Genomic DNA, 20873 nt, shown 5'->3' with positions numbered 1-20873 from the left:
CGTTATGAACAGAATTCCTAGGAGCTTTTCTGAGAATCATTAGTAACAGTTGCTTTATAAGGGAAAGGTTTAGCCATTTCAGCAGTTATCAAAGTCGCCCTAAGGGTATATATATATATTTGCGTTCTTAATTTAGATCACCTTCTATCAGGAAAATTTTTGCAAAGTTATTTAAAAACTTTATGCCGATGAGTGGAATTGAACCACCGACCTACTGGTTACGAATCAGTTGCTCTACCCCTGAGCTACACCGGCACTAGAATAAATTTATCATCTTTAATTTTATTTTTGAGTAATTCTAATAAGCCTGATTCCAATCTGGATCCTAATTTAAGAGCTCGACTGTTGAAGGAGACTAAAAATCCTTATCGGGGCTTGAGAAGAGCTGTTTGGATAGCTCTATTTGGGTCAGCGGCACTTGGCTTATTTATCATGGTTACCAATATTATTGCCGGAGACACTGTCTCTATTAACGATCTTGCAATCCAAACATCAGCATTAGTAATTCTGGGGTTTTTGTTGTTTAAAGATAGGAGTAAAGAGGAATCAAATTAGTGGTCTAGCTTTTATTAGTTATCTAGTCAGGTTTAGGGTCTAACAAATAAGCGAAGCTAATTATTTAATTTTCTTCTTTGAGTAACAAGCTTGAAGGCTTCAATTTGATCTCCTTCTTCCCAGTTTGCGAAGCGATCACAGCCTATTCCGCATTCGAAGCCTGTTGATACATCTTTGACGTCATCTTTGTTCCTTTTTAGTGAATCTAGATCGCCTTCAAAAACGATTTGCTTTCCTCGTTTAACTCTGGCCCTACAATTCCGTTGTATTTTTCCATTGGTTACATAACAACCAGCAACGGCACTTTTGCCAATTGAAAAGATTGCTCGAACCTCGGCAACACCAAGAGCTTCTTCTATCATTTCTGGTTCTAGAAGGCCCTCCATTGCTAATTGGATATCTTCTAAAAGTTTATAAATAACTTCGTACTCTCTTACGTCAACACCATTAGCATCAGCTGCGCGCTTAGCGCCCGATGCCATTGAAGTGTTGAATCCAACTATGACTGCACCAGAGGCCGCTGCTAAGTCAATATCAGTTTCAGTGATTTCACCTGGAGCTGATAGTAATACTCTTACTTGGACCTCGTCTTTAGGAAGTTGTTCTAGAGAGCCAAGTATTGCTTCTAAACTTCCTTGAACGTCAGCTTTGAGGATGATATTTAATTCTTTAAGTTCACCCTCACTTGCTTGCCCAGACATCGAGGAAAGAGAAACTCGTCTAGAAGCCATTTGCTGAGCAAGTCTTGCGGCTCTAGCGTCTGTGGCTCGTTCTCCCACAACTGCTCTTGCGGCCTTTTCATCTGGGTAAACTTCGAACTCATCTCCAGCTGTTGGTACTTCACTGAATCCAAGAGCTTCAACTGGACAAGATGGACCTGCTTCTTTAATCCTAGATCCATTTTCATCTACCATCGCTCTTACTTTCCCAAGCACAGGACCAGCTGCGACTACATCTCCTGATTTAAGGGTGCCATTTTGAACTAGTAATGTTGCAACAGGCCCTTTCGCTTTGTCTAAGTGGGCTTCAATCACTGTACCTTTAGCCAATCTGTCTGGGTTTGCTTGTAAATCCTCTACCTCAGTTACGAGTAAAACCATCTCTAAAAGTTTATCGATGTTTTCGCCTTTAATGGCACTAACGGGAACCATTACCACGTCTCCTCCCCATTCTTCTGACAATAAATCCTGCTCAGATAACTCTTGTTTTACGCGGTCGGGAGAAGATCCTTCTTTATCAATTTTGTTGATTGCTACGACAATGGGTACTTTTGCTGCTCTTGCATGGCTAATAGCTTCGAGGGTTTGAGGCCTAACGCCATCATCAGCAGCTACAACTAAAATTGCTACATCTGTGACCCTAGTGCCTCTAGCTCTCATTGCTGTAAAAGCTTCATGTCCAGGGGTATCAAGGAAAGTTAGTTTCTTAGTTGATCCATCGTGTTCAGTCTCAATTTGATAAGCACCAATGTGTTGAGTAATGCCCCCAGCTTCCCCTGCTGCAACCCTTGCTTTTCTAATAGCATCTAGTAAAGATGTTTTTCCATGATCAACGTGCCCCATCACCGTCACAACGGGAGGTCTTCTTATTAAGTATTTTAAATCTCCCTCCTCAATCATTTCAACTGTCTTCTTTGCCGCTTCTTCAACATCATCTTGAAGAACAGGTACGCCGAATTCCTCAGCAACTGTCTCAATTGTCGCTAGATCTAGTGATTGAGTAACAGTTGCAGTAATTCCTTTGAAAAATAATGATTTAATGATTTCGGAACTCTCAACACTCAACATGTCAGCAAGCTCTTGAACTGTGAGATTGTCTTCTGGAACAACAATCATTTCCGGTCTTACAAGTTTTGCTTCTCTAGAGGCTCTTAATTCCATTGCACGTCTTCGTTGCCTTTGACGAGTTGTTTCTTTTTTACGTTTTTTTAGAGCAGTTAAAGGTTTCCCATTGTTTCTCTTTCCAACTTTCGGCTTCGATGGTCGTGCCAAGCTTGCTGAGAGAACAACTGCTTGTTGTTCCCCTGCGAATCCACCTCTTTCTGCAGTTAGTGCATCATCATTTTCTCCAATGATGTGGACCTTTTGACGCTGCTTTTGGGGGGATTTATTTCTTAAAGCATCAAGCTTTGCACTGTCATCCCAATCAGGTCTTCCTGTTCTTCTTGGGGCAGCAGCAGTACCACCAGGCCTATGAGCTGGCTTCTTGGGAGCTGCTGGAGTTGGCCTATTTACTGGTGGCCTTGCTCCAGTTGAGTTTTCTCTTTTAGGTCTAAGGCTAGTTGGGGAATCAGTTTTTCTTTGTGGAGCATTTGGTCTGGCTTGTGGTTTTTGCAGTTGCATCAATTCACTAGGTGCAACTGGTTTTCTCATGCCAGACGGAACCCCTGGTCGATTGTTGGAACGGTTTGGGCCACCCAAGGACCTGGTAGGCACTCCAGGTCTATTTTGCATCCCCCCTCGATTTGGAGATCCACTACGAACTGGCGCTCCTGCTCGATTATTAGCCCCTGGACGGTTTTGACCTTGAGTAGTTCGATTAGCTACTCCACCTCGATTAGGACCTTGTCGATTTGGCGAACCAGGTCGACCTGTCCCACCAATTCTGTTATTAGAACCAGGTCGATTTGATAATCCTTGACGATTTGCTGCGGTTGGGGGTTTTGGTGCGCCTGGCCTTGATGGCATTACGGGCTTATTTCTTACTTCGTTCGTATGAGGTTTATTTACAGGTTTTTCTTTTCGTATTGGGGCACCTACTAGTTCAAGAGTATTTCCTTTGGTTGGAGGCTGAGGGGTCCTCGATGGCGCATTCTGTTTATTTTGACTTTTAATTTTTTGGATATTACCTTGGCCAACTTTCTGAGGAGAAATTTCACCTTGATTAATTCTTGTTTTTGCCTTTTGGTTATTAGGTTGTAAGGGTTTTTTATCTTGGATATCTATTTTTGGTCTGCTTGGTGGTGCTAATGGTCTCTTTGGTTCCTGAGGATTAATTTGCTTTGGTTGACCAATTGATTTTTTAGCTAATTCAGATCTTTTTGGTTGGTTAATGAATTGGCCATCTTTTTTTTGTTCGGATTGTGGAATCGCACGCTCGGCTTGAGTTAAGGGCTTAGAGATAATGGGTTTTACTTCTACTCTTGGGTTTGGAGGTAAAGGTTTGTTTGGTTTAGAGGGCGAAGTTATTTGCTGTTTAGCAGGGAATTTATTTTTTAAAGCTTTTTGGTTATTGGCTTGAGAAGATCCTTGGCTTTTAATTAAAGTTTGACTTGGTTTTAACAGGGTATTTAACTTTGCTTGTGAAAGCTCTGTCTGATCGTGGTTTTTTTTCTTAGGTTCGGTCTTTTGATCTTTTTGAGTTTTGACAGGATTTTTTTTAACGGAGAGAATTTGCTTGTCTAAGTTCTTGCTGGATTTAATGGTCGTATTAATAGTATTGCTTTTCTTTAGAAAATCTTTGATTTGATTTGCCTCAAGACTGCTTATCGAGCTGCTATGGCTCTTTGCTGCTATTGCAAGTTTTCTGGCTGCGTCTAGCACATCTTTATTGTCAAGGCTTAAATCCTTGGACAATTCATAAATTCTGATTTTACCGCTGCTGGTCATTAATGTTGTGCTTGAACTTTAGATTTGGTTTTTGAGTTTACTGAGTTCTCTTAATGAACATCATGCCTCAGTATCTGAATCAATGCAGGTATTAAGTTGTTTTTGGAGCATATTGAAAACGCTTGAGTGAATATCACATCTCAAAGACTTTTGTAATCTTTTACGCTTCAAAGCTTCTTCAAAACATGACTCAGTTGGACAGAGATAGGCTGATCTTCCCATCCCACCTGAGAAAACTACTCCATTCTGAAAATCTCTAGTAACTTTCAAAAAATACTTGCGATCAAGAACTTTTTTGCAAGCTATACACCTACGCAGAATGGGGTTTTGACTCACCGGGTTCCTTCCTCTTCTGTAATTATTTTATCTTTAGCAGTAACTGTGTCTTCGATTGTTTCATCAATATCACTTTCTTCGGTTTCAGCGTCATCAGTATCGATATTTGAATCAATTTCAGAAGATTCAAAATCAGATTCAGATTCTGTTTCATTGCTATCGATGTTTGACAATTCCTCATTTTGAAAGTCTTCTTCATCCTCTGGGAGGGGGTATAGCTCTCTTAGGCGTGCATCTTCCTCAGCTCTAGCTGTCTGTTCTGCCTCTAATCTCTTCTCAGCTTCTCTCTGTAAAGATTCTTCTTCTTCTCTTTGAGAAATTAATTCCGCAACCTCCGAGTCTTCAGTGGCTTGATCATATTCTTGTGAATTTTTGATATCTATTTTCCATCCTGTAAGCCTTGCAGCAAGTCTTACATTTTGCCCTTCTCTACCAATTGCGAGGCTAAGTTGATCTGGAGGAACTAAGACATGAGCATGCTGACCTTCTGGATCCACAAGTCTAACTACTTCAACTCTTGCAGGACTTAATGAATTACAGATGTATTGAACAGGGTCTGAAGACCAACGAATTACATCTATTTTTTCTCCACGAAGTTCATTTACAACTTGTTGAATTCGAGCACCTCTTGCACCAATACATGCTCCAACGGGGTCAACCTCTCTTTCAATACTGTCAACAGCTACTTTTGTTCTGGGACCTACTGCTCTTGAAGGGGGATTTGCTTCACGAGCAACAGCAACTATACGTACTGAACCTTCTTGAATTTCAGGAACTTCATTCTCAAACAGATATACAACCAATCCAGCATTTGACCTGCTAACAAAAAGTTGAGGCCCTCTCCTAGGTGTTTCACTAACTTCTTTAAGAAATACTTTAAATGTTGCGTTTGCTCGGTAATTATCATTTGGCAATTGATCTCGTCTTGGAAGCTCTGCTTCTACTTCTGGTCTACCTAAACCAGAGCTTACTGCCATGATTACTGATTGCCTTTCAAATCTAATGACCCTGGCAGTTAGCACTGGATCTTCTAGGTCAGCAAATTCCTCTTGAATCATTCTTCTTTGCTGATCTCTCAATTTTTGGGCTAAAACCTGCTTGGTTGTAGCCGCAGCCATTCTTCCAAAATCTTCTTTCTCTGGAGTCACATCTAGTACAACGGTATCGCCAACTTGAGCATCATCAGCAACTTGCATAACCTCTGCTATTGCTATTTGATGATCATCACTCTCTACATCCTCAACTATTATTTTACTGGCTAAAACTCTATACCCCTCCTCTTCTAGATCTAAACCAACATCAAAGTTACTGAAATAATCTTCTTCAAAAGGATCTTCGCTGATACCTAAATAAAGAGTTCTTCGATATCGTTCATAACCTTTTAGAAGTGCTTCTCTCAAAGCAGCTTCGACGACTTGTGATGGAAGCTTTTTTTCCTCACTAATGTCTTCAATTAAGTTATTTAAGCCTGGGAGTAGAACAAGAGCCATCGATGATGGGATATAGGGATGAAAATGATTGGGTTAGATAATTACTATCTAGATTTTAACCAGAGGGTGTTGCTAGTCGGACTTGAATAACGTCTTCGACCGGTATCCGTTGGGTTTTCCCCTTTTGATTTATATGGAGTTCATTATCTGTCCTTTTTAGAAGCAAACCATTAATTTGTTGTTCAATTTTTTTTAAATCCTGATAACTAACTTCAACAGGAAAACCTTTGAAAGTTTGAAAATCTTTTTCCTCTGTTAAAAAATCACCAATTCCCTCGCTGCTGATTTCAAGATTGAAAGGTTGATCAAGTATTGAAGAACCTTGGATAGCTTCATCAATATATTGACTAAGGATAGAACAGTCATCAATAGTGACTTTCTTGTCAGGATTTTTGTGTCGGATATTTACCTGAATTGATAAGGGGTTTAGATGAGTAAACATCTTAAAATCAGTTACATCAAAGCCATAATTAGTAGCTGACTTTGCTGTAAGAACCTTCAATTCTGAAACGGTTTGATTAGACAAGAGGCAGTGTCGAAGTCGGGCAGGATGCCCGAGCGGTTTAAGTTTTGACCCGCCTCTATTCAAAGAGGTACCGTCAGGCAACTAAATATTACTAGATAAAGGTTTCGGTTACCTCTAAAATCAAGTTCTCTTTATTTTGGATTGTTCTACTTTATTGTTTTTAGAAGTCTAGACTAGTTATGCAGAGTCTCAGAAAGTTAGAAATTATGCGGCGATTCATTAGTATATTTTCCCTTTTCTCAATCCTTTTTTGTTTTTTATTTGAGCCAATATCTGTATTCGCGTTAGCAGATTTTCAAGAAAGCGAATCACATAGTTTTGTTGCCAATGTAGCTAGCAAAGTTTCACCTTCGGTCGTAAGGATTGATATTGAAAGAGAGTTTCAAACAGATGAATTTGAATCTGATTTGTTAGATCCCTTACTAAAAGATCTTTTAGGGGATTTGGGAACTTTTCCCAAAAAAGAGAGAGGGCAAGGCTCTGGGGTCATAATCGATAGCTCTGGATTAGTTCTCACCAATGCTCATGTAGTGGAAAGAGTTGATCGTGTGATAGTTACTCTTCAAAATGGAAATCAAGTGGATGGAACAGTTGTTGGAACCGATCAAGTTACTGACTTAGCTTTGGTGAAAATTAAAGAATTTCCTGATTTAGAAAGTGCAAAATTGGGTGATTCAGAAGATATCCAAGTTGGGGACTGGGCAATTGCTCTTGGAACACCTTATGGCCTTGAAAGCACTGTCACGCTCGGTATAGTCAGCAGTCTTCATAGAGACATTAATTCTCTTGGCTTTTCTGATAAGAGATTGGATTTAATTCAAACTGACGCAGCAATAAATCCTGGGAATTCCGGAGGACCATTGATAAATGCAAATGGAGAAGTTATTGGAATTAATACTTTGGTCAGATCAGGTCCAGGGGCTGGACTTGGATTCGCAATTCCAATCAATCTTGCTTCAAAAGTTACCAATCAACTGCTCACTAACGGTGAGGTTATTCATCCTTACTTGGGTGCTCAGTTGGTTTTATTGAATGAAAGAATAGCTAAAGAACATAATCAAGATCCAAATGCATTGATTTTTTTACCTGAACGATCAGGAGCACTTGTGCAGTCTGTTATCCCTCAAAGTCCAGCAGAGGAAGGAGGTCTAAGACGGGGTGATCTTGTAATTAATGCAGGGGGTAATGCAATTAATGATCCTAGGTCTTTACTCATGCAAGTTGAAAATGCTCAAATAGGAAAGCCATTTGAATTGGAAGTGGTTCGAAATAATAAAGAGATTAATCTTTCTATTAAGCCAGCTGCTTTACCAGGAATTAGCTAGAAATCTTGCTACTGTCTTTCGAAAAGGTATGACTAAATGGATCTCCAAAACCAGATGAAAAAAGCAGTTGCTCAAGCTGCTGTAGATCAAATTCAAAACGGTATGATTCTAGGCCTTGGCTCTGGTTCTACAGCAGCTTTGATGATTGAAGCTCTTGCTATAAAAATAAAATCAGGAGAAATTAAAGATGTTGTTGGAGTGACTACATCTTTTCAGGGTGAAGTTCTTGCTTCTGAATTAGGCATACCACTTAAATCTCTTTCATCTGTTTCAGAAATTGATCTTGCAATTGATGGTGCTGATGAAGTTAATCCCAAATTTCAATTAATCAAAGGAGGAGGAGCTTGTCATGTGCAGGAAAAACTTGTTGCTGCTTTAGCTAAAAAATTTATAGTTGTTGTTGACTCAACTAAACTTGTTGAAAAATTGAACCTTGATTTCAAATTACCTGTAGAGGTTCTTCCTTCTGCTTGGAAACAAGTACAAAAAACATTAATAAATCTTGGAGGAGAAGGGAATCTAAGGATGGCTCAGAAAAAGGCTGGACCTATAGTTACTGATCAGGGAAACTTGATACTGGATTTAACCTTTAGGAACGGTATTGATAAACCTGAACTATTGGAAAGTCAAATTAATAATATTCCCGGTGTCCTTGAAAATGGACTTTTTGTAAACCTGACTGATGAAGTATTGGTTGGGAAAGTAGAAAGTGATGTTGTTGGTGTTGAATCACTTAAAAAGATTTAGAGTCTCTAATTCGTATTGATTCTGCATGACTATGTAGTCCCTCGCTATTGGCTAACTGTACAACTGCATTTTTATTTTCATTAAATGCTTCTTTTGAAAAATCTATAAGTGAGGTATTTTTCATAAAAGTTTCAACCCCAAGAGCGCCAGCAAATCTTGCAGTTCCAGAAGTGGGAAGAGTGTGATTAGGCCCGCCAAGATAATCTCCAATAGCCTCTGGGCTCCATGGGCCCATAAATATTGCCCCAGCATTGTTTATGCTTTCTGATAATTTTTTTGGGTCCTCTACAAGTAATTCAAGATGTTCTGGGGCAAAAGTATCGCTTAATTGCGCACAAGTTTCTAAATCATCACAAAGGACTATTAAACCCCAGTTGGAAATTGATTCTTGACATATTTTTAATCTTGGATGATTAATTAATTGACGGTTAATTTCTGCGGGTAACTTTTCAGCTAATTTTGTATTTGTAGTGATTAGTATCGCTGAGGCTAAAGGATCATGTTCTGACTGAGCTAACATATCAGATGCAACATGTTCTAATTTTGCTGATTGATCAGCGATTATTAGGATCTCGCTTGGACCAGCCAAAGAATCAATTCCTACCTTTCCATAAACTTTTTTCTTTGCCAACGTTACATAAATATTTCCTGGACCAGTAATTACATCTACTTTTGGAATTGATTCAGTTCCACTAGCAAGTGCGCAAATAGCTTGAGCGCCTCCAAGACGAAAGATTTTGTTGATACCTGTAATATGTGCTGCAGCTAAAACGGTTTGGTTTATCTCTCCTTGAGAGTTAGCAGGAGAAACCATAATAATTTGATTAACTCCTGCAACATAAGCAGGAATAGCATTCATTAACACGGTGCTGGGATAGGCGGCTCTTCCGCCAGGAACATAAATGCCTGCTTTTTCAACAGGGCTCCATCTTCTTCCAAGTGTTTCACCATTGGGTCCTGTATAAGTAATATTTTTTGGTACTTGAAGACTATGAAATTTTTCAATTCTTTTTTTTGCCAATAAAAGTGAATCTTGAAGTTCCCTAGGAGTCTCTTCCCAAGCTTTCAGTATTAAATCTGATGAAACTTGAAATTTTTCCGTTAGAAATCCATCAAAGCGAGAAGTGTATTCTGTAAGTGCCTCATCCCCTCTTTCCCTTACGTTTTTAAGAATATCGTCAACTACCTTTATAGCTTCATCTTGAACGGTTCCAGATGTTCTCTCAGTAATTTTCCTTAGCTCAAACTGTGCCTGATCAATGCTATTAGCTGTTTTTATGGTCAATTTTTTTGAAGAGGTTTCTTGAACCTCGTCTTTATTAATTATTTGCGTCATGAACTTTTGGCTATTGGTTCAATTTGATTATCTTATGCCTTAATTTTGATTTATGTAGATCTTCTTCATGGTCTTGAGGTAGTGTGGATTAACATAAGACTAAAACACTAAGCCTCTGTGGCAAATACCAACTCAGCTAAAAAGCGAATTCAAATTGCGGAACGCAACCGCCTTGAAAACAAAAATTACAAATCTACAGTACGCACTTTAATGAAGCGATGCTTTGTAGCTTGTGGAATATTTGAAAAAGAACCTGGTGATGAATCCAAAGCAGATCTTCAAAAAACATTTAATTTAGCCTTTAGCAAAATTGATAAAGCCGTTAAAAAAGGTGTTTTGCACAAAAATACAGGAGCTAATCAGAAATCTCGACTTAGCGTTGCGCTTAAGAAGGTTTTGAAAGAAGTTGTTTGAGAATAAATAATCTAATATTGAAAGAGAATTTCATTTTTCTATCTTGAGCGATTCGAAGAGTTCGATAATTGATAGTCACTGCCATATCGTATTCTCTAACTTCAATGAGGATAGAGAAAAAGTTGCAGAAAGGTGGAGATCACAAGGAGTTAAAGCTTTATTGCATGCTTGCGTAGAACCATCTGAAATTCCTGCTATTAAATCAATGGCTGATCAATTTCAGGAGTTGAGATATTCAGTAGGAGTTCATCCATTGGACGCCCATCATTGGGGACCTGAAACTTTAAGTGTTTTAAAAAATGCAGCTCTTGATGACAGTCGAGTTGTTGCTATTGGAGAATTAGGACTAGATCTTTTCAAAGCAGAGAACTTGAGTGAGCAGCTTTCAATTTTAATGCCGCAATTAAACTTGGCTTTTGAATTGAAGTTACCGGTTATTGTTCATTGCAGAGATGCCGCAAAAGAAATGTTAGAAGTTTTTGCTAAGCTTTCTGAGCATGGTTGCTGTCCAAAAGGAGTTATGCATTGCTGGAGTGGCAATGTCAAAGAGATGAAAGAGTTTCTTGATCTTGGCTTTTACATAAGCTTCAGTGGAAATGTAACTTTCAAAAACGCTATTGATATCCATGAATGTGCTAAAAAAGTTCCTCAAAGTAGATTTTTAGTTGAAACCGATAGCCCTTTCTTGTCACCTGTCCCTCATAGAGGCAAAAGGAATGAACCTTCTTTCGTAAAGCACGTGGTAGATAAAATTTCAGAGATTAGAGGCGAAAGCTTTTCTGAAATTGCTGAAAAAAGCACTCAAAACGCAAGGGAATTGTTTGCGTTGCCTTAAATATCATCATTTCCTCTAGTTAATTCTCTGGTTTGAGTGTAGAGTTATTCATTGTCTTGCCTAGGCGTGGTATCTACGCTTAAACCTTAAGGTTCACCTTTTGAGTCGGTTTGTTCGTTGATTAAGTAAATTCAATTTCAAATCTCAGTCTTTGCGGAGATTGTTGTTTGTTTTTTTTTCTTAGTAAAGGTCATTTTTCGATCTAAAGGACAAGACATTAACCCCGTCCTCTACATATAAACGCAGGTTCTCGAATGAGCAGAAGCGCGATTCAGGTAGCCAAAGCAGCTACATATCTGCCTGATCTGGTTGAGGTGCAAAGATCAAGTTTTAAGTGGTTTTTGGATAAAGGCTTAATAGAAGAATTAGACAATTTTTCTCCCATTACTGACTATACAGGTAAGCTTGAGCTGCATTTTATTGGAGCAGAATATAAGCTTAAGCGTCCTAGGCATGATGTAGAAGAAGCAAAAAGAAGAGATGCAACGTTTGCTTCTCAAATGTATGTCACTTGTCGCTTAGTGAATAAAGAAACCGGAGAGATTAAAGAACAAGAAGTTTTTATAGGTGAACTACCTTTAATGACTGAACGTGGAACTTTTATAATTAATGGTGCTGAGAGAGTAATAGTCAATCAAATCGTTCGCAGTCCAGGAGTTTATTTCAAAGATGAGCAAGATAAAAATGGTAGGAGAACTTACAATGCAAGCGTTATTCCTAATCGCGGAGCATGGTTAAAGTTTGAAACTGATAAAAACGATTTGCTGCATGTTCGTGTAGATAAAACAAGAAAAATAAATGCCCATGTTTTAATGAGGGCAATGGGTTTATCAGATAATGACGTTATAGATAAATTACGACATCCTGAGTTTTATAAAAAGTCAATTGATGCGGCAAATGAAGAAGGTATAAGTTCAGAAGACCAAGCATTGTTAGAGCTTTATAAAAAGTTAAGACCAGGTGAACCTCCATCAGTAAGTGGTGGCCAACAGCTACTCCAAACAAGATTTTTTGATCCAAAACGATATGATTTAGGAAGGGTTGGTAGATATAAAATAAATAAGAAATTACGCTTAACTATTCCTGATAATTTAAGAACACTAACCAACGAAGATGTTCTTTCTACCTTAGATTATTTAATCAATTTAGAATTAGATGTTGGTGGAGCTACTTTGGATGATATTGATCATTTAGGTAATAGAAGAGTTAGGTCAGTTGGTGAACTTCTACAAAATCAAGTTCGAGTTGGTTTAAATAGACTTGAAAGGATAATTAAAGAGAGGATGACCGTTGGTGAGACAGATTCACTTACCCCTGCGCAATTGGTAAATCCAAAACCTTTAGTAGCAGCAATAAAAGAATTTTTTGGTTCAAGTCAATTAAGTCAATTCATGGATCAAACCAATCCATTAGCTGAATTAACTCATAAAAGACGTATCTCTGCTTTGGGACCAGGAGGTTTAACTCGTGAAAGAGCTGGCTTTGCCGTTCGGGATATTCATCCATCTCACTACGGAAGACTTTGTCCGATTGAAACACCTGAAGGACCAAATGCAGGACTGATTAATTCGTTAGCAACTCACGCACGAGTAAATGAATACGGTTTTATTGAGACACCATTTTGGAAAGTGGAAAATGGTCGATTAATCAAGGAAGGTGATCCTATTTATCTTTCTGCAGATCTAGAAGATGAATGTAGGGTTGCGCCAGGTGATGTGGCTACAAACGAAGAAGGGAAAATAATGGCAGAACTTGTTCCAGTTAGGTATCGACAAGATTTTGAAACGGTTTCTCCTGAACAAGTTGATTATGTCCAACTATCACCTGTTCAGGTTATTTCTGTGGCTGCATCATTAATTCCATTTTTGGAACACGATGATGCTAACAGGGCTTTGATGGGTTCCAACATGCAAAGACAAGCAGTTCCTCTTTTGCGTCCAGAAAGGCCTTTAGTTGGGACTGGTTTAGAGACTCAAGTTGCTAGAGACTCTGGCATGGTTCCAATTTCAAAAGTAAATGGAAAAGTGACTTATGTTGACGCCAATGCAATTGTCGTTACTGATGACGAGGGAAATGATCACACGCATTACTTGCAAAAATATCAGAGATCTAATCAAGATACTTGTTTAAACCATAGGCCTATAGTGTTTAATGGTGACCCAGTAATTGTTGGTCAAGTTTTAGCTGATGGTTCGGCATGTGAAGGAGGGGAAATAGCTCTTGGTCAAAATGTATTAATTGCATACATGCCATGGGAAGGATACAACTATGAAGATGCAATTCTTGTTAGTGAAAGGTTAGTTAAAGATGATCTATATACCTCTGTCCATATAGAAAAATATGAAATAGAAGCTCGTCAAACCAAGCTAGGTCCTGAAGAAATAACAAGAGAAATCCCAAATGTTTCAGAAGAAAACCTTGGGAATTTGGATGAAATGGGAATAATACGAATAGGAGCTTACGTTGAGAGTGGTGACATACTTGTTGGAAAAGTAACCCCTAAAGGAGAATCAGATCAGCCTCCCGAGGAAAAACTTTTAAGAGCTATTTTTGGAGAAAAAGCTAGAGATGTAAGAGATAACTCTCTCCGAGTTCCTTCAACTGAAAGAGGAAGAGTAGTTGATGTAAGGATCTATACAAGAGAGCAAGGTGATGAGTTACCACCTGGCGCAAATATGGTTGTAAGAGTCTATGTAGCGCAACGCAGGAAAATTCAAGTTGGCGATAAAATGGCAGGAAGGCATGGCAACAAAGGGATTATAAGTAGAATACTGCCAAGAGAGGATATGCCTTATCTTCCTGATGGCACACCTGTAGACATATGCCTCAATCCACTTGGGGTTCCAAGCAGAATGAATGTAGGACAAGTCTTTGAGCTTCTTATGGGTTGGGCTGCCTCAAACTTGGATTGCAGAGTTAAAATTGTCCCATTTGATGAGATGTATGGACCAGAAATGTCTAATCAGACTGTACAAGCCTATTTAAAAAAGGCTGCAAAGCAGCCAGGTAAATCATGGGTATACAACCCTAAGGACCCTGGGAAGTTACTCCTTAAGGATGGTCGAACCGGTGAACCTTTTGATCAACCAGTTGCCGTTGGCTACGCTCACTTCCTAAAACTTGTGCATCTAGTCGATGATAAAATTCATGCTCGATCAACAGGTCCATATTCTTTAGTTACTCAACAGCCTCTAGGTGGAAAGGCTCAACAAGGAGGACAGAGGCTTGGGGAAATGGAGGTATGGGCACTTGAGGCTTATGGGGCAGCATATACTTTGCAAGAACTTTTAACTGTAAAGTCTGACGACATGCAAGGTCGGAATGAGGCTCTTAATTCGATTGTTAAAGGCAAGCCAATTCCAAGGCCTGGGACTCCAGAATCTTTCAAGGTTTTAATGAGAGAACTTCAGTCATTGGGATTAGATATTGGAGTTTATACAGATGATGGAAAAGAAGTTGATCTAATGCAAGATGTCAATCCTCGTAGAAGCACGCCAAGTAGACCTACCTATGAATCATTAGGTAAAGAATACGAGGAGTAATCGATTCAATCTAAACAAATTATCTAAACACACTAAACTCTCATGACTAATAGCAATCTACGTACGGAAAATCATTTTGATTATGTAAAAATAAAATTAGCATCGCCTGAAAGAGTAATGGAGTGGGGGCAAAGGACTTTGCCTAATGGTCAGGTTGTAGGGGAAGTAACTAAGCCAGAAACAATAAATTATCGAACACTAAAGCCTGAAATGGATGGGTTGTTTTGTGAAAAGATTTTTGGTCCGTCCAAGGATTGGGAATGTCATTGTGGGAAATATAAGAGGGTTAGACATCGTGGAATTGTTTGCGAGAGGTGCGGTGTTGAAGTAACAGAAAGTCGGGTTAGGAGACATAGAATGGGATTTATTAAATTAGCAGCTCCTGTATCACATGTTTGGTATCTAAAAGGTATTCCTAGCTATGTAGCTATTTTGTTAGATATGCCTCTTAGAGATGTTGAGCAAATCGTTTACTTTAATTGTTATGTGGTTTTAGATATTGGAGATAGTAAAGATTTAAAATATAAGCAGCTATTAACAGAAGATGAATGGCTTGAGATTGAAGACGAGATTTATGCTGAGGATTCAACTATTGAGAATGAACCCATCGTTGGCATAGGTGCAGAGGCCTTAAAACAATTACTTGAAGATTTAAATTTAAAAGAAGTTGCTGAGCAATTACGAGAAGATATTGCTACAAGTAAAGGTCAAAAAAGGGCTAAGCTTATAAAAAGGCTAAGGGTAATAGATAACTTTATTGCTACAAGCGCAAGTCCAGAATGGATGGTTTTAGATGCGATACCTGTAATACCTCCTGATTTGAGGCCTATGGTGCAACTAGATGGAGGTAGATTCGCTACCTCAGATTTAAATGATTTATATAGAAGAGTAATCAATAGGAACAACCGTCTTGCTCGTCTTCAGGAAATACTAGCTCCGGAAATAATAGTTAGAAATGAAAAAAGGATGCTACAAGAGGCTGTAGATGCACTTATTGATAATGGTAGAAGGGGAAGAACTGTTGTTGGCGCAAATAATCGCCCCTTGAAATCATTAAGCGATATTATCGAGGGTAAGCAAGGTAGATTTAGACAGAATTTGCTTGGGAAAAGAGTTGATTATTCAGGTCGCTCGGTAATAGTAGTTGGCCCCAAGTTAAAAATGCATCAATGTGGATTGCCAAAGGAAATGGCGATAGAACTTTTTCAGCCTTTTGTAATTCATCGATTGATTCGCCAGAACATTGTCAATAACATCAAAGCTGCAAAGAAATTGATACAGAAAGCAGACGATGAAGTAATGCAGGTATTACAGGAAGTCATAGAGGGTCATCCTATCCTGCTTAACCGTGCTCCTACTTTGCACCGATTAGGCATTCAAGCTTTTGAACCTAAATTAGTTGCTGGACGAGCTATACAGCTACATCCATTGGTATGTCCAGCTTTTAATGCTGATTTTGATGGAGATCAAATGGCTGTTCATGTGCCTTTGGCAATTGAAGCGCAAACAGAAGCAAGGATGTTAATGCTAGCGAGTAACAATATTCTTTCCCCTGCAACTGGGGATCCAATAGTTACCCCATCTCAAGATATGGTTTTAGGGTCTTACTACCTTACTGCAATTCAGCCTCAATCAAAGCAGCCGAAGTTCGGAGATTATTCAAATACCTATGCATCACTTGAGGACGTTTTACAAGCTCTTGAAGATAAAAGAATAGATTTACATGATTGGGTTTGGGTTCGATTTTCTGGTGAAATTGAGGATGACGATGAGCTTCAGAATCCGCTTAAGTCAGAGACTTTGAAAGACGGTACCCGTATTGAGGAATGGACATATCGACGTGACCGATTAGATGAAGATGGAAGTTTAATTAGCCGTTATATATTGACTACTGTTGGTCGAGTCGTAATGAACCATACAATTATTGATGCCGTAGCAGCCACCTCGTAAACCTCAGAACAAATCCACTTTTTTATTGAATAGCACTCTATCATGACTTCCTCCTCTCCTAAAACTCGTAAATCCTCTACTAAATCAAAAGCAAAAAGAGGCTCTAAATCAAAAAAAGCAGCAGAGATCATAGCTGTTCAAAGACTTTCTAAAACTCCTCCTCCCTTTAGAAATAAAGTAGTTGATAAGAAAGTTTTGAAAAATTTAGTTGCATGGGCATTCAAGCATCATGGAACAGCTGCAACTGCGGCTATGGCAGATAACTTGAAAGATCTTGGTTTTAGATATGCAACCCAAGCAGCTGTTTCAATTTCTGTTGATGATTTAAAGGTTCCAGAGGCAAAACAGGATTTACTTGGTCAGGCCGAAGAACTAATCACCGCTACTGAGGAATGCTATAGATTAGGAGAAATTACTGAGGTTGAGAGGCATACAAAAGTTATAGATACTTGGACTGAGACTAATGAAAGATTAGTTGATGCAGTTAAGAAGAATTTCAATCAAAACGATCCATTAAATTCAGTATGGATGATGGCTAATTCAGGGGCCAGAGGAAACATGTCTCAAGTCCGTCAACTTGTTGGGATGAGAGGATTAATGGCTAATCCTCAAGGAGAAATCATTGACTTGCCAATACGAACTAATTTTAGAGAGGGTCTAACGGTAACTGAATATGTGATTTCCTCTTATGGAGCTCGTAAAGGTCTTGTTGACACTGCTTTAAGAACTGCTGACTCTGGATATTTAACTAGACGCCTGGTTGATGTCGCTCAAGACGTGATTGTTCGAGAAGAGGATTGTGGTACTACGAGATCAATTTTAATAAGTGCAGAAGATGGAAAGTTTGGTAATAGGCTTGTCGGACGCTTGACCTCCGAACAAGTCGTTAATGCAGACGAGGAAGTTTTAGCTGAAAGAGATACTCCAATTGATCCTCAGCTATCTAAGAAATTTGAACAATCAAATATGCAAGGTGTGAGGGTTAGATCTCCTCTTACATGTGAGGCGACCAGATCAGTTTGTCGTAAATGTTATGGTTGGGCGCTGGCTCATAATCAACTCGTTGATTTAGGTGAAGCTGTAGGTATCGTTGCTGCTCAATCTATTGGTGAGCCAGGTACCCAATTAACTATGAGAACTTTCCATACTGGTGGGGTGTCAACAGCAGAAACTGGTGTTGTTCGCTCTACTCTTTCAGGAAAAGTTGAATTTGGTTCAAAGGCACGGGTAAGAGGCTACAGAACACCACATGGCGTTGAAGCGCAGCAAGCTGAGGTTGATTTTAATCTAAGTATTGTTCCGACAAGTGGTGGCAAACCTCAAAAAATTGATATACCGATTGGTTCTCTACTTTTTGTAGACAATGGTCAAAACATCGATATAGATGTGACTGTCGCTCAGATTGCTAGTGGGACTGTGCAAAAAAGTGTTGAAAAGGCTACTAAAGATGTTATCTGCGATTTAGCTGGACAAGTTAGGTATGAAACAATTATCCAGCCCAGAGAGGTCACAGATAGGCAAGGTAATATAACTCTTAAAGCTCAACGACTTGGTCGACTTTGGGTACTAGCTGGAGACGTATACAATTTACCTCCTAATGCTTTGCCAGTTGTATCTGGCAATGTTTCTGTAAAGGAAGGACAAGTTTTAGCCGAAGCGAGCCAAGCAAGTGAATTTGGAGGTGAAGTAAGACTCAGAGACTCTATTGGTGACTCTAGAGAAGTTCAAATAGTCACAACTTCGATGACTTTAGATGATTTCAAATTACTTGAAGAGTCTACGCACTCAGGCGAAATATGGCATCTTGAAGCTCAAGATAATACACGTTACAGATTGAATACTATTCCTGGAAGTAAAATTGGGAATAATGAGGTAATAGCTGAGTTATCAGATGATCGCTTTAAAACTGAAACAGGAGGACTGATTAAATATGCCCCTGGGTTGACAATCAAGAAAGCTCGTTCCGCAAAGAATGGTTATGAAGTAAGTAAAGGTGGGACTTTGTTATGGATACCTCAAGAGACTCATGAAATCAATAAGGATATTTCATTGTTAATGATTAAAGATCGCCAATGGATAGAGGCAGGGACAGAAGTTGTTAAAGATATTTTTAGTCAAACTGCCGGAATAGTTACCGTTACTCAAAAAAATGATATTCTCAGAGAAATAATAGTGAGAAGCGGTACTTTTAAACTTTGTAAAGAAAGCAAAGCACTTGATAGATTTGAAGGAGACGGGCAAATAGTGAATCCCGGAGAAACCATCGCAAAAGGGATTAAGACTGATTCAATGGTAATGGTTCAATCAGTTGAGACACCAGAAGGTAAGGGTCTTTTATTAAGATCTGTAGAAGAATTCAATATTCCTGATCAGGCACAATTGCCTGAATTAAAACATGTTAAACAACCCAAAGGCCCATCATTAGGAGTAAAAGCCTCTCAAAGACTTGCTTACAAGGATGGAGAGCTTATTAAATCTGTTGAAGGTGTTGAGTTGCTTAAAACCCAACTGATGCTTGAGACATTTGACACTACGCCACAGATGACAGTAGACGTAGAAGTGATACAAGACTTGAATTCAAAGGGTGATAGATTGAAATTAGTAATTCTTGAAAGTATTTTAGTTAGAAGAGATACTACATCTGATTCTAGCCATGGCTCAACACATACTGAATTACAGATAGAAAATGCTCAAGTTGTTTCAGCCGGAGACGTTGTTGCTACAACGCAGATCTTATGTAAGCAGGAAGGTGTTGTTCAACTCCCTGATGCAGTCGACGGTGATCCAGTCCGTCGACTTATCGTTGAAAGGGAAGAAGATACAATAACAATTGATTCCAAAGGAACTACTCTTTTGAAAGTAGGACAGAGAGTAGTAGATGGGGACTTCGTTTCAAAAGACCAATCAATTGATGCTTGTGGTGAAATAGAAAATATAGATGGAAAGAAAGTTAAGTTGCGTCTTGGTAGACCTTATATGGTCTCACCAGATTCAGTCCTTCATGTTCGTGATGGTGATCTGGTCCAAAGAGGAGATGGTTTAGCTTTGTTGGTTTTTGAAAGACAAAAAACAGGTGATATTGTTCAAGGTTTACCAAGAATTGAAGAATTACTCGAAGCTCGAAGGCCTAGGGATTCAGCTATTTTATGCAAAAAATCCGGAACAGTAGATATTAAAAAAGGAGATGACGATGACTCCGTAGTTGTATCTATTATTGAGGACAATGACGTGATCTCTGAGTATCCGATTTTGTTAGGTCGTAACGTAATGGTTAGAAATAGCCAACAAGTCATAGCTGGTGAATTCTTGACTGATGGCCCAGTAAACCCACATGAGCTTTTGGAATGTTTCTTTACAGACTTGCGCGATAAAAAACCTCTGATGGATGCAGCTCAGGAGGCTATAGCTAAGCTTCAGCATAGGATGGTAAGTGAAGTCCAAAATGTTTATAAATCTCAGGGGGTGGCCATAGATGATAAACACATAGAAGTTATAGTTCGGCAGATGACTAGTAAAGTGCGAATAGAAGATGCAGGAGATACCACATTTTTACCAGGAGAATTGATAGAACTGAGACAAGTTGAAGATACAAATCAGGCAATATCGATAACTGGAGGTGCTCCTTCGGAATTCACTCCTGTATTACTTGGTATCACAAAAGCATCACTTAATACCGATAGTTTTATCTCAGCGGCTTCATTCCAAGAAACAACCCGAGTTCTTACCGAAGCGGCTATAGAGGGTAAGTCTGATTGGCTTCGTGGACTTAAAGAAAATGTCATTATTGGTCGTCTGATACCTGCCGGTACAGGTTTTAGTGGTTTTGTTGAAGAGTTAAATGCTGAAGCAGGTCCTCATCCAGATATTCTTGCAGAGGACCCAGCTGGTTATCGAAGGATACAAAACCTTAGACCTGACTATACTGTTGATATGCCTTCTTCCCCAGTAGCTAAGAACACCGCTGTTTTGGATGATCCCAGCGAAGAGGACTTAGAGGCAACTAGAAGTAGACACGGAATCGACCCAACAACTAGTAATTTTGCAGCATTTGCCCGCCCAGTAGGCGATGATGAATTATCTGCCGAAGACCAAATGCCAGATCCAGCTGCGTTGGAGGGCTTGCAAGAAGAAGGCTTGCTTTCAGATGAATAAATGAATTTTTCTACATTACTCTTCTAAACTTTCTAATATTTAGTTCTTCCAATTAAA

13 protein-coding genes and 1 tRNA gene are annotated in these 20873 nt (G+C 39.1%); 8 read left to right on the top strand and 6 right to left on the bottom strand.

The window, feature by feature from the left end; genetic code table 11:
- Positions 1–183: 183 nt before the first annotated feature.
- Positions 184–255, bottom strand: a tRNA-Thr gene (locus PMN2A_RS08370).
- A gap of 33 nt (positions 256–288) precedes the next feature.
- On the opposite strand from PMN2A_RS08370, the gene PMN2A_RS10180 reads away from it, so the two are divergent.
- The gene (locus PMN2A_RS10180) at positions 289–555 is read left to right on the top strand and encodes a DUF3493 domain-containing protein (RefSeq protein WP_011295371.1); all 267 of its coding nucleotides are present in this window, start codon (positions 289–291) and stop codon (positions 553–555) included.
- 56 nt (positions 556–611) lie between these two features.
- On the opposite strand, the gene infB is transcribed toward PMN2A_RS10180, so the two are convergent.
- From infB to PMN2A_RS08345, 4 genes are read right to left on the bottom strand one after another with little or no spacing between them, the layout of a single operon-like run.
- Positions 612–4163 (bottom strand): translation initiation factor IF-2, encoded by a 3552-nt coding sequence (infB, locus tag PMN2A_RS08360; RefSeq protein WP_011295370.1) that lies wholly within the window; start codon positions 4161–4163, stop codon positions 612–614.
- A 60-nt stretch (positions 4164–4223) separates the two neighbouring features.
- A complete protein-coding gene (locus tag PMN2A_RS08355) occupies positions 4224–4499 on the bottom strand; it encodes a YlxR family protein (protein WP_011295369.1) in 276 nt (91 codons plus the stop codon).
- On the bottom strand, positions 4496–5989 hold the full coding sequence (gene nusA, locus PMN2A_RS08350) for a transcription termination factor NusA (RefSeq protein WP_011295368.1): 1494 nt from the start codon (positions 5987–5989) through the stop codon (positions 4496–4498). The genes PMN2A_RS08355 and nusA overlap by 4 nt, the downstream gene beginning before the upstream one ends.
- A 55-nt stretch (positions 5990–6044) precedes the next feature.
- On the bottom strand, positions 6045–6596 hold the full coding sequence (locus tag PMN2A_RS08345; RefSeq protein ID WP_011295367.1) for a ribosome maturation factor RimP: 552 nt from the start codon (positions 6594–6596) through the stop codon (positions 6045–6047).
- A gap of 98 nt (positions 6597–6694) precedes the next feature.
- Between PMN2A_RS08345 and PMN2A_RS08340 the strand changes: the two genes are divergently transcribed.
- Complete coding sequence (locus PMN2A_RS08340) at positions 6695–7840, top strand: trypsin-like peptidase domain-containing protein (protein WP_011295366.1); 1146 nt, start codon at positions 6695–6697, stop codon at positions 7838–7840.
- Between the two features lie 36 nt (positions 7841–7876).
- Positions 7877–8587, top strand: a complete 711-nt coding sequence (gene rpiA, locus PMN2A_RS08335; protein ID WP_011295365.1) for a ribose-5-phosphate isomerase RpiA — start codon at positions 7877–7879, stop codon at positions 8585–8587.
- On the opposite strand, the gene hisD is transcribed toward rpiA, so the two are convergent.
- The gene (hisD, locus tag PMN2A_RS08330) at positions 8574–9923 is read right to left on the bottom strand and encodes a histidinol dehydrogenase (protein WP_011295364.1); all 1350 of its coding nucleotides are present in this window, start codon (positions 9921–9923) and stop codon (positions 8574–8576) included. The two genes, rpiA and hisD, sit on opposite strands and share 14 nt — an antisense overlap.
- A 117-nt stretch (positions 9924–10040) precedes the next feature.
- Between hisD and rpsT the strand changes: the two genes are divergently transcribed.
- The 5 genes from rpsT (at position 10041) to PMN2A_RS08305 (ending at position 20816) form a co-directional block, all read left to right on the top strand.
- Entirely contained in the window at positions 10041–10337 is a 297-nt protein-coding gene (gene rpsT, locus PMN2A_RS08325; protein ID WP_011295363.1) for a 30S ribosomal protein S20, read from the top strand.
- A gap of 43 nt (positions 10338–10380) precedes the next feature.
- A complete protein-coding gene (locus tag PMN2A_RS08320) occupies positions 10381–11172 on the top strand; it encodes a TatD family hydrolase (RefSeq protein WP_011295362.1) in 792 nt (263 codons plus the stop codon).
- Between the two features lie 254 nt (positions 11173–11426).
- Positions 11427–14714, top strand: a complete 3288-nt coding sequence (rpoB, locus tag PMN2A_RS08315; protein WP_011295361.1) for a DNA-directed RNA polymerase subunit beta — start codon at positions 11427–11429, stop codon at positions 14712–14714.
- Between the two features lie 42 nt (positions 14715–14756).
- Entirely contained in the window at positions 14757–16664 is a 1908-nt protein-coding gene (locus PMN2A_RS08310) for a DNA-directed RNA polymerase subunit gamma (protein WP_011295360.1), read from the top strand.
- Positions 16665–16706: 42 nt separating this feature from the next.
- The gene (locus PMN2A_RS08305; RefSeq protein WP_011295359.1) at positions 16707–20816 is read left to right on the top strand and encodes a DNA-directed RNA polymerase subunit beta'; all 4110 of its coding nucleotides are present in this window, start codon (positions 16707–16709) and stop codon (positions 20814–20816) included.
- Positions 20817–20873 lie beyond the last annotated feature (57 nt).

It is taken from the genome of Prochlorococcus marinus str. NATL2A, from assembly GCF_000012465.1.
GTDB lineage: Bacteria > Cyanobacteriota > Cyanobacteriia > PCC-6307 > Cyanobiaceae > Prochlorococcus_B > Prochlorococcus_B marinus_B.
Note: the sequence above shows the minus strand (reverse complement) of the source record. Positions and strands in the feature narration are given on the sequence as shown.

What these genes read in the sequence shown, in the direction of transcription:
- hisD (WP_011295364.1), bottom strand. Translation starts at nt 9,923, where the DNA reads ATGACGCAAATAATTAATAAAGACGAGGTTCAAGAAACCTCTTCAAAA.
- nusA (WP_011295368.1), bottom strand. Translation starts at nt 5,989, where the DNA reads ATGGCTCTTGTTCTACTCCCAGGCTTAAATAACTTAATTGAAGACATT.
- PMN2A_RS08310 (WP_011295360.1), top strand. Translation starts at nt 14,757, where the DNA reads ATGACTAATAGCAATCTACGTACGGAAAATCATTTTGATTATGTAAAA.
- infB (WP_011295370.1), bottom strand. Translation starts at nt 4,163, where the DNA reads ATGACCAGCAGCGGTAAAATCAGAATTTATGAATTGTCCAAGGATTTA.
- PMN2A_RS08340 (WP_011295366.1), top strand. Translation starts at nt 6,695, where the DNA reads ATGCAGAGTCTCAGAAAGTTAGAAATTATGCGGCGATTCATTAGTATA.
- rpoB (WP_011295361.1), top strand. Translation starts at nt 11,427, where the DNA reads ATGAGCAGAAGCGCGATTCAGGTAGCCAAAGCAGCTACATATCTGCCT.
- rpiA (WP_011295365.1), top strand. Translation starts at nt 7,877, where the DNA reads ATGGATCTCCAAAACCAGATGAAAAAAGCAGTTGCTCAAGCTGCTGTA.
- PMN2A_RS08305 (WP_011295359.1), top strand. Translation starts at nt 16,707, where the DNA reads ATGACTTCCTCCTCTCCTAAAACTCGTAAATCCTCTACTAAATCAAAA.